Consider the following 9926-nt stretch of genomic DNA (forward strand, 5'->3'; position numbering starts at 1 on the left):
TTCTCCATGCTGCGATCGACACGGGCATCGCCCGCGCCGCTTATGAAGATGCCCTGCAGTTCGTGCGTACACGCACGCGGCCCTGGATCGACTCGGGTATCGAAAAAGCCACCGACGACCCGTTGAGCCTGAAGGCCTTCGGGCACCTGGCAATTCGTCTGCACGCCGCCGAGGCACTGCTCGAACGCGCAGGTGAATACCTCGACAGGGCGCAAGCCGAGACCAACGCCGACACCGTTGCCGCCGCTTCCATTGCGGTTGCCGAAGCACGGGCCATCAGCACCGAAATCTCGCTGGCCGCCGGCAGCACCTTGTTTGAGCTGGCAGGCAGCCAGGCCACACTGGCCGAACATGGCCTTGACCGGCACTGGCGCAACGCCCGCACCCATACCCTGCACGATCCGGTGCGCTGGAAGTACCACGCCATCGGCAACTACTACCTCAACGATGAAAACCCACCACTGCGGGGGACCATCTGATGGCGAAGAAAAAGATCCTGCTCAATGCCTTCAACATGAACTGCATCGGGCACATCAACCATGGGCTGTGGACACACCCACGGGATACCTCCACCCAGTTCAACACACTGGAGTACTGGACCGACCTGGCCAAACTGCTTGAGCGCGGACTGTTCGACGGGCTATTCATCGCTGACATCGTTGGCGTCTATGACGTGTACCAGCAATCGCTGGACGTAACGCTCAAGGAGGCCATCCAGTTGCCGGTCAATGACCCGCTGCTGCTGGTGTCCGCCATGGCCGCAGTCACCCGTAACCTGGGCTTTGGCCTGACGGCCAACCTGACCTACGAGCCCCCCTATCTGTTTGCTCGACGGCTCTCCACGCTCGACCACCTGAGCCGCGGTCGGGTTGGCTGGAACATTGTCACCGGCTACCTCGACAGCGCGGCAAAAGCCATGGGCCTGGACGCCCAACCGGAGCATGACCGCCGCTACGACCAGGCCGATGAGTACCTGCAGGTGCTCTACAAACTCTGGGAGGGCAGCTGGGAAGACGATGCGGTGGTCAACGATCCACAGCAACGGGTCTATGCCCAGTCAGACAAAGTGCACAAGGTGCAGCACCACGGCGAGTTCTATCGCGTCGAGGGCTATCACCTCTGCGAGCCCTCTCCGCAACGGACCCCGGTGCTGTTCCAGGCCGGTAGTTCCGAACGCGGCCTGAGTTTTGCCGGGCAGCACGCCGAGTGCGTGTTCATCAGCGGCCAGAACAAAGCCGCGACGCGGGCCCAGGTCGACAAGGTGCGGGCCGCAGCAGTGGCCGCCGGGCGCGACCCGCGGTCGATCAAGGTGTTCATGGGCCTGACGGTCATCGTTGCCGAGAGCGAGCAGAAAGCACGGGCCAAACAGGCTGAGTACCTGCGCTACGCCAGCGCCGAAGCCGGGGTTGCGCACTTTGCCAGCTCAACCGGAATCGACTTTGCCAAGTACGACTTGGACGAACCGATCCAGTACGAAAAAAACAACGCCATCCAGTCGGCCACGAAAAACCTGCAGAACAACGACTGGACCCGCCGCAAGCTGCTCGAGCAACACGCCCTCGGCGGGCGCTACATCACCCTGGTCGGCTCACCAACCCAGGTTGCCGATGAGCTGGAAGCCTGGATCGACGAAACCGGCCTGGACGGTTTCAACCTGGCGCGCACGGTCACCCCGGAAAGCTATGTCGACTTCATCGACCTGGTCATACCCGAGCTGCAACGCCGTGGCTCGTACAAAACCGCCTACGAAGACGGCAGCCTGCGGGAAAAACTCTTTGGCGGCAGCGCCCGACTGCCTGACCAGCACACCGGGGCCAGCTACCGCACCCCGTCTGAATCAACCGTCCAACCGATTGGAGCGCTACAGCATGCTTAAGACCGTTCTGGCCCGCCCTGTTGCGGCCATCGCCCTGACCCTTGGCCTGTTTGGTGCGGCACAGGCAAACGACGCCCCGCTGAAAGTCGGCACCACTGCGGCCTTCGCCCCGCCGTTGGAGGCCGCCGTCAGCGAAGCCAGGAAACAGGGGCTCAAGGTGGAACTGATCGAGTTCAGCGACTGGATCGCACCGAATGTCAGCCTCGCCAACGGTGACATCGACGTGAACTATTACCAACATGTCCCGTTCCTGGAAAACGCCAAGCACGCGGCGGGTTTCGACCTGGTGCCGTATGCACCCGGGATCATCAACAACGTGGGGCTGTACTCGAAGCGCTACAAAAGCCTCGACGAACTGCCTGAAGGCGCCAGCGTCGCGATTGCCAACGACCCGATCAACAGCGGACGCGGCCTGCAGTTGCTGGCCAAGGCAGGCTTGATCACCCTCAAGCCAGGTGTCGGCTACAAGGCGACTGAAGATGACATTGTCGCCAACCCGAAGAAGCTGAAGATTCTTCAGGTCGAAGCGGTGCAACTGGTACGGGCTTACGATGATGCCGACCTGGTGCAGGGTTATCCGCACTACATTCGCCTGGCAAACACCTTCGATGCCAACTCCGCGTTGCTGTTCGACGGCCTGGATCACAAGGAATACGTGATTCAATTCGTGATCAAACCACAGAGCAAAGATGACCCGCGCCTGGCCAGGTTCATTGATATCTACCAGCACTCGCCGGTCGTTCATAGCGCATTGGACAAGGCCTACGGCAAGCTCTATCAGCCTGGCTGGGAGCGTTGAGATGAGTGCCGCCAACGCCCGCCTGGCGCTGGACGCGCAACCGTTCGCGCCACCTCAAAACGCTCAGCAAAGGTCCCTGCACCCGGAGCTGAGCACAGCCCATATCCGTTTCATAGGCCTGAACAAGACCTACCCGGGGCAAGCTGCCCCGGCGCTGTCGAGCATCGACCTGAACATCCAGCGTGGCGAGATCTTCGGCATCATCGGCCGCAGCGGCGCGGGCAAGTCGTCGCTGATCCGCACCATCAATCGCCTGGAACAACCGAGCAGCGGGCGGGTACTGATCGACCAGGTCGACATCGGTGAGTTCGACGAAGACCGTCTGGTGAACCTGCGTCGTCGCATCGGCATGATCTTCCAGCACTTCAACCTGATGTCGGCCAAAACCGTCTGGCAGAATGTCGAGCTGCCGCTGAAGGTAGCCGGTGTGCCAAAGGAGCAACGCCAGCGCAAGGTCGCTGCGTTGCTGGAGCTGGTCGGTTTGCAGGAAAAACACCATGTCTATCCGGCACAGTTGTCCGGTGGGCAAAAGCAGCGCGTCGGCATTGCCCGGGCGCTGGTCCATGACCCCGAAATCCTGCTCTGCGACGAAGCAACCTCGGCACTGGACCCGGAGACCACCGAGTCGATCCTGGGCCTGCTGCGCGATATCAACCAGCGCCTGGGCCTGACCATCGTGCTAATTACCCATGAGATGGCCGTGATCCGCGAGATCTGCCACCGCGTGGTGGTGCTGGAAAAGGGCCATGTCGTCGAGCAGGGCGCGGTTTGGCAAGTGTTTGGCGAGCCACAGCACGACGTCAGCAAGACCTTGCTGGCGCCACTGCAACCGGCCCTCCCCGAACACCTGCAAGCGCGCCTCCAGGCACAAGCGCCCGGCCCTGAGGCGGCGCTGGTACTGCGCTTGCGGGTCAGTGGCCGGGACAAGCATGCACCGCAGTTGTCGACACTGTTCAGTACGCTAGTTGGCCGGGTCAGCCTCTTGCAGGGTGGCATTGAGTCAATTCAGGGAAGGCCCCTGGGTCAGTTGGTGATTTCGGTGGAGCAATCACCGCATAGCCACGACAACGTGATCGAACGCGCCCAAGGCTGGGCAGCACAGGTGGAGGTACTCGGATATGTGGTTTGATCGTCTGCTACAGGGTGTACTCGATACCTTGCTGATGGTGGGCGTGTCTTCGCTGATCGCCCTGCTTGCCGGCATCCCGTTGGCGGTGATTCTGGTCACCAGCGGCAAGGGTGGGATCTTCGAGGCACCGACCGTCAACCGGGTGCTCGGCGCCTTCGTCAACCTGTTCCGCTCGATACCGTTTCTGATTCTGATGGTGGCGTTGATCCCCTTCACCCGCCTGATCGTTGGCACCTCCTACGGCGTTTGGGCAGCAGTGGTACCGCTGACCATTGCCGCAACCCCCTTCTTCGCACGGATCGCCGAGGTGAGCCTGCGCGAGGTCGATCATGGTTTGATCGAGGCGGCGCAGGCGATGGGTTGCCGACGCTGGCACATTGTCTGGCATGTACTGTTGCCTGAAGCCCTGCCAGGCATCGTCGGCGGTTTTACCATCACCCTGGTCACCATGATCAACTCCTCGGCGATGGCCGGGGCCATCGGCGCGGGCGGCCTTGGCGACATCGCCTACCGTTACGGCTACCAGCGTTTCGACAGCCAGATCATGCTGACCGTCATCGTCATGCTGGTGGTGCTGGTGGCACTGATCCAGTTGGGCGGCGACCGCCTGGCCAAGGGCCTGAACAAACGCTAACCCCCTGTGGGAGCGGGCTTCGGTTCCTTGATCTTGAACCAGGCCACATAAAGCGCCGGCAGAAACAGCAACGTCAGCAAGGTTGCGATGATGATCCCGCCGATCATCGCGTAGGCCATCGGCCCCCAGAACACTTCTCGCGCAATCGGGATCATGCCCAGACTCGCCGCGGCGGCCGTCAGCAGGATCGGCCGACGTCGGTGATCGGTCGCCTGCATGACGGCCTCCCACGGGCCATAGCCCTGGGCTTCATACTCATCAATCTGCGTCACCAAAATCACCGAGTTACGGATGATGATACCGATCAACGCCAAGATCCCCAGGATCGCCACGAAGCCCATCGGCGTACCGGTCGGCACCAACGCCAGTACCACGCCAATCAACCCCAACGGTGCGACGCTGACGACCAGGAACAGCTTCTGCACGCTGTGCAGCTGGATCATCAGAAAGGTCGCCATCAGGAACAGCATCAGTGGCACAACCTTGGCAATTGGCGCCTGGGCCTTGGCGCTGGACTCCACCGTACCGCCGGTGGCCACCTGGTAGCCGGCTGGCAACTTGCTGGCGAATTCATCGATCTGCGGTTTGAGCTGCCTGACCAGATCCGTGGGCTGAATCTCACTGCTGACCGCTGCCTTAACGGTAATGGTCGGTTTGCGGTCGCGACGCCAGACCAGTGGCTGCTCCAACTCATAGCGCACAGTCGCGAACGCCAGCAATGGGATCGAAGTGCCATTGGGCCTTTGGATTTGCAGGTTCTGCAGGGTCTGTGGCGAGGCGCGCTCATTGTCATCGGCACGGGAGATCACGTCGATCAGGTAGATGTTGTCACGCACCTGTGTCACCGCCGCACCGCTGACAATACCGTTCATGATGTTGGCCACATCTTCGGAAGACAGCCCCAACTGCCGGGCCTTGTCCTGAGCAATGTCGATACGCATGACCTTGCCCGGTTCGTTCCAGTCGTAAATGATCTCGCCGATGTTCGGGTTGTTATCCAGCAAGGTCGCCAGCCCGATGGCATGCCGCCGCACCTGATCGGTGTCCGAACCACTGACCCGGTACTGGATCGGCCAGCCCACGGGCGGCCCCATTTCCAATGACTGGGTATAGGTATTGATACCGACAAAGTCGGTTTTCAGCCGCTCCCGCAAGCGGGCCATCAACGCTCCGCGCTCCTCGAAGCCCTTGCTGACGATGACAAATTGGGCAAAGTAGGGGTTGACCAGTTGTTGGTCCAGCGGCAAGTAGAAACGGATCGCGCCCTGGCCAATGTAACTGCTCCAACGAACGATATCCGGATCGCCCTTGAGCGTTGCTTCAAAGCGGTCAACCGCCTTTCGGGTTTCTTCGATCGAGGCGTTCTGCGGCAGGTTGAAGTCGATAAGAAACTCCGGGCGGTCCGAGGCCGGAAAGAACTGGTTCTGCACGAACCGCATAGCGAACAACGACAGCGCAAACAGCAGCACCGTGGCAATGATCGTTAGCCAATGATGACGCATGCACCAGAGCAAACCGTTCTGGAACGCCTTGTCAAAGCGCCCTGCTTTCTTGTCGTGGGCCTTCACCTTGGCATTGAGGATATGCACGCCCAGCACCGGGGCAAACAGCACGGCAACCACCCAAGACACCAGCAGGGATATGGCAATGACTGCAAACAACGTGTAGGTGTACTCCCCCGCCGAGCTGGCGTTAAGACCAATGGGCACGAAACCGGCGACGGTCACCAGCGTGCCGGTCAACATCGGGAACGCTGTCGAGGTATAGGCAAAGGTTGCCGCTTGCTCTTTGGTCTCGCCCATTTCCAGGCGGGTGACCATCACCTCGACGGTGATCATGGCATCGTCCACCAACAACCCCAATGCAATGATCAACGCACCGAGAGAGATCCGCTGCATGGTGATACCGCTGTACTCCATGAACACGAAGACCATGGCCAATACCAGCGGGATCGAACATGCCACCACCAGGCCGGCACGGATGCCAAGGCTGATAAAACTCACCACCAGCACGATCACCACAGCCTCGAACAGCGCGCTGGTAAAACCACCAACGGCTTCTTCGACCACCACCGCCTGATCTGAAACGGTATGCACCCCGACGCCCACCGGCAAGTCGGCGACCACTTCCTCCATTTTCTTGTGCAGGGCCTCACCGAATACCTGCATGTTACCGCCGGACTTCATGCCGACGCCCAGGCCAATCGCCGTCTGACCATTGAAGCGGAACATCGGCGTCGGCGGGTCGACGTAACCGCGGCTGATATCGGCAATGTCGGCCAACCGGTAAAAGCGATCGTTGAGACGCAGGCTCACCTGTTCCAGGTCTTTCTCGGAGGCAAACTGGCCTGTGGTACGTACCGAAATCCGCTCTGGTCCGGCCTCGATGATGCCCGCAGGCGTTACTGCGTTCTGCGCTTGCAAGGCTCGTATTGCCTGGTTCCGATCAATGCCCATTGCGGCCATCTTGCGGGTGGAAAAATTCAGGTAAAGCACTTCGTCCTGCGCGCCGATCATCAATACCTTGCCCAGATTCGGTACCGCACGAAGCTCGGCGCGCACTTGCTCGACATAGTCGCGCAACTGCCGCATGGTCAGCCCGTCAGCAGTAAAGGCGTAGATGGAGCCATACACGTCGCCAAACTCGTCGTTGAAACCCGGTCCCTGAACCCCCTTGGGAAAATCAGCCTTGATGTCCTGGATCTTCTTGCGAACCTGGTACCAGATTTCCGGAATGTCCTTGGCGTTGGTGGTTTCAAGCAGGTTGACGTATACCGTCGACTCACCCGGGCGGGTGTAACTTTTCACATAATCGAGAGAGTCCAGTTCTTCGAGCTTCTTTTCGATCCGGTCGGTAATCTGATTGAGGGTCTCATCCTGGGTCGCACCCGGCCAACTGGTCTGGATGACCATGGTCTTGATGGTAAAGGAAGGGTCTTCTTCCCGACCCAGGTTCAGGTAGGAGAACACGCCCATCAACAGGGATACGAACATCAGGTACCAGACGAACGACTGGTGTTTGAGCGCCCATTCGGACAGGTTGAAGCTCCTTTTCATGGGCCCACCTCATCAAGTTTGACCTTTTGCCCCGGCTTCAGGCTGTGTACCCCGGCACTGACCACTCGCTCTCCAACCTCCACCCCCGAGGCCAACGCGACCCGCTCTTCGTTACGTTCAAGTACCTTGACCTCACGGGGCGAGACGGTCTGCTGCTGCTCGTCGACCACCCATACCCGGCTCTGGCCGTCCGCCTCTTGCACAGCGCTGACGGGTAGTTCCACACGTGGCGCCACGGCCGAACTCAGGGAGACACTGATTGCCGTCCCCAGGCGGAAGCCGATCGGCGACTCGGCCAGAGTCAAACGGGCACGACGGGTACGGGTCGCCGCATCGGCCTGCGGCTCAAGCTCACGCAGCGAGGCGGATGTATTAGTGCTGGGGTCAAGCTGCGCCTCAACATAAAAACGCAAGCCCTTGGGCAACTGCTCCGCCAGTGTTGTCGGCAGGTCGATAACCGCCTCCTTGACTTCAGGACGGGCCAACGTGACCACGGGTTGGCCGGCGGTAACGGTCTGTCCGGCTTCGGCTTGCCAAGCCGTCACAACGCCCCCATGGTCGGTGTGCAGCTCGGTGTAGCCGAGCTGGTCACGCGCCTCCCTGAACGCCGCACTGGCCTGGTCCAGGGCAGCCTTGGTGGTCTTCAGGTTGGTCTGGGCAATATCCAATTGGGCCTGCGCGCCAGCCCCCCGCTCGTATAACTGCTGCTGGCGTCGAGCATTGGCCTGGGCGTTGATCAATTGGGCCTGGATTTTGGCGAGGTCACCCTCGGCGACGCGCAGCTGGTTACGCTGATCGGTCGGGTCAAGCGTGGCCAGCAAGGCATCCTTGGCCACCTCGGTGCCAACATCCACATGACGCTGGGCGATTCGCCCACCCACCCGAAAACCCAGGTTGGTTTCATAGCGTGCCTGGATGCTCCCGGCATAACGCCCCAATTGTTGAGCGTCCTGTGTCGTGACCCGCAACGTCAGTACCGGGCGTACGGGTTCCTCGCTGTGTTCCTCGGTGCAGGCAACCAGGCACAGGCAGGAGCTGAGAAGGATCGCAACAGATTTCATGGCGTCACCCCTTCAGCACTGGCCGGAGCCACCTCAACCACTGCACCTGGGTGCAAGGTCTGGCCACCGGCCACGACCACCGTCTCACCGCCCTTCAACCCCTCCGAGATCACCACCTTGCCGGTCAGGTAGCGGCTAACCGTCACCAACTGCAGGTTGACCTTGCCGTCCTTGTCGACCACCCAGACAGCAGGATCATGCAGCGCCTTGGTCAAGGCCGCCCAAGGCAGCTCGACACTTGTTTTACCCGCAGCATTCACGCTGGCACTGACGACGGAGCCCAGCTCCATGCCCTTGGGAGTCGAGTCCAGCCCGACTTTTACCTGCACAGTACCGCTCTGCGCCGAGACGGTCGGGTTCACTTCACGCACCCGCCCCGAGGCCTGCACTTGCGGGTTATCGACCATACGAACAGTCACGCGCCGGTCATTACGTGGGTCAACCGACAGCGACTCATACACGTTGAACACCGCATCGCGCGGGCCATCGACAGCCAGGCTGAAAATGGGCATTGTCGCTTGAACCACCTGCCCGACTTCGGCCTGACGCGCGGTGATGATGCCTGCAGCATCGGCTACAAGGGCGGCATAACTCAACTGCTCACGGGCATTGGCCAATTGCGCCTCGGCAGCCTTCAGCGCGCTACGGCTACTGAGCAGGGCGGCTTCGGCGGTGTCGTATTCGCTCTGGCTGGTGTAGCCCTTGGGCAGCAACTTTTGCTGCCGGGCAAACGCCGTGCTGGCCTGGGTGACACGTGCCTGCTCGGCAAACACTTGTGCAGCGGCTGAATCGACGTCGGTCTGCAGGTCCTTGGGGTCAAGCCTTGCCAGCACCTGCTTGGCCGTCACCCGGTCGCCAACATCGACACTGCGGGAAATGATCTTGCCGCCCACCCGGAACGACAACTCAGTCTGCACGCGTGCCTGGATATCGCCTGTCAGCGTCGCTGCGGCAGCGTAATCATTGGTCTCGGCAACCTGAACCACAACACGCGGGCGTTGCGACTCGATGGTTGTTTTCTCGCCACAGGCCCCTAGTAGCAACGTGAGCCCCAGGCAGACAATCAGGTTTGGACGCGACACCGGCATGCGAGCTCCTTGCGATACCCAGTCGAAGAGAGGATGCGAGTGTTAGCGTAGATCAGGGTTACGAGCGCCGCTTGCGAAGCCAGCGAAGGAATGCAGGAATCGACACTACATTGCGTAGGTCAAAAAGAAATGTTGATTCATATCAGAGAGACAGAAAAGGCCGCCCGGGTGAGGGGCGACCTTTTCGGCGATACCACCATTGCGTAAGCGCATACGCCAGCTGACGTATGCGCTTGCTTGCACTTACACCGAAACGGCAGCAGGTGCCGGCGCGCGACGCACG

8 protein-coding genes are annotated in these 9926 nt (G+C 60.7%); 5 read left to right on the top strand and 3 right to left on the bottom strand.

Going from position 1 to position 9926, the window contains the following annotated elements; genetic code table 11:
- From EKA13_RS24265 to EKA13_RS24285, 5 genes are all read left to right on the top strand, one after another.
- The coding region (locus EKA13_RS24265; protein ID WP_281182112.1) for an acyl-CoA dehydrogenase family protein at positions 1 to 479 on the top strand (479 nt) is incomplete at its 5' end.
- Positions 479 to 1876, top strand: a complete 1398-nt coding sequence (locus EKA13_RS24270; protein ID WP_065761689.1) for an LLM class flavin-dependent oxidoreductase — start codon at positions 479 to 481, stop codon at positions 1874 to 1876. The genes EKA13_RS24265 and EKA13_RS24270, both read left to right, overlap by 1 nt.
- Positions 1869 to 2675: a MetQ/NlpA family ABC transporter substrate-binding protein gene (locus tag EKA13_RS24275; protein ID WP_065761690.1), complete on the top strand. Its 807-nt coding sequence runs from the start codon at positions 1869 to 1871 to the stop codon at positions 2673 to 2675. Before EKA13_RS24270 ends, EKA13_RS24275 begins: the two co-directional genes overlap by 8 nt.
- Before the next feature lies 1 nt (position 2676).
- Complete coding sequence (locus EKA13_RS24280) at positions 2677 to 3804, top strand: methionine ABC transporter ATP-binding protein (protein WP_065761691.1); 1128 nt, start codon at positions 2677 to 2679, stop codon at positions 3802 to 3804.
- Complete coding sequence (locus EKA13_RS24285; RefSeq protein WP_065761692.1) at positions 3794 to 4438, top strand: methionine ABC transporter permease; 645 nt, start codon at positions 3794 to 3796, stop codon at positions 4436 to 4438. The genes EKA13_RS24280 and EKA13_RS24285 overlap by 11 nt, the downstream gene beginning before the upstream one ends.
- Here the strand turns inward: EKA13_RS24285 and EKA13_RS24290 are convergent.
- From EKA13_RS24290 to EKA13_RS24300, 3 genes are read right to left on the bottom strand one after another with little or no spacing between them, the layout of a single operon-like run.
- Positions 4435 to 7494, bottom strand: coding sequence for an efflux RND transporter permease subunit (locus tag EKA13_RS24290; protein WP_065761693.1), 3060 nt, complete (start codon positions 7492 to 7494; stop codon positions 4435 to 4437). The two genes, EKA13_RS24285 and EKA13_RS24290, sit on opposite strands and share 4 nt — an antisense overlap.
- A complete protein-coding gene (locus EKA13_RS24295; protein WP_065761694.1) occupies positions 7491 to 8555 on the bottom strand; it encodes an efflux RND transporter periplasmic adaptor subunit in 1065 nt (354 codons plus the stop codon). Before EKA13_RS24295 ends, EKA13_RS24290 begins: the two co-directional genes overlap by 4 nt.
- Positions 8552 to 9643 carry an efflux RND transporter periplasmic adaptor subunit gene (locus EKA13_RS24300; protein WP_065761695.1) on the bottom strand — a complete coding sequence of 364 codons (1092 nt, stop codon included), beginning with the start codon at positions 9641 to 9643 and terminating at the stop codon, positions 8552 to 8554. Before EKA13_RS24300 ends, EKA13_RS24295 begins: the two co-directional genes overlap by 4 nt.
- Between the last annotated feature and the right edge of the window lie 283 nt (positions 9644 to 9926).

It is taken from the genome of Pseudomonas defluvii, assembly GCF_001695625.1.
Taxonomy (GTDB): Bacteria; Pseudomonadota; Gammaproteobacteria; order Pseudomonadales; family Pseudomonadaceae; genus Aquipseudomonas; species Aquipseudomonas defluvii.

What these genes read in the sequence shown, in the direction of transcription:
- EKA13_RS24280 (WP_065761691.1), top strand. Translation starts at nt 2,677, where the DNA reads ATGAGTGCCGCCAACGCCCGCCTGGCGCTGGACGCGCAACCGTTCGCG.
- EKA13_RS24275 (WP_065761690.1), top strand. Translation starts at nt 1,869, where the DNA reads ATGCTTAAGACCGTTCTGGCCCGCCCTGTTGCGGCCATCGCCCTGACC.
- EKA13_RS24285 (WP_065761692.1), top strand. Translation starts at nt 3,794, where the DNA reads ATGTGGTTTGATCGTCTGCTACAGGGTGTACTCGATACCTTGCTGATG.
- EKA13_RS24295 (WP_065761694.1), bottom strand. Translation starts at nt 8,555, where the DNA reads ATGAAATCTGTTGCGATCCTTCTCAGCTCCTGCCTGTGCCTGGTTGCC.
- EKA13_RS24270 (WP_065761689.1), top strand. Translation starts at nt 479, where the DNA reads ATGGCGAAGAAAAAGATCCTGCTCAATGCCTTCAACATGAACTGCATC.
- EKA13_RS24300 (WP_065761695.1), bottom strand. Translation starts at nt 9,643, where the DNA reads ATGCCGGTGTCGCGTCCAAACCTGATTGTCTGCCTGGGGCTCACGTTG.
- EKA13_RS24290 (WP_065761693.1), bottom strand. Translation starts at nt 7,494, where the DNA reads ATGAAAAGGAGCTTCAACCTGTCCGAATGGGCGCTCAAACACCAGTCG.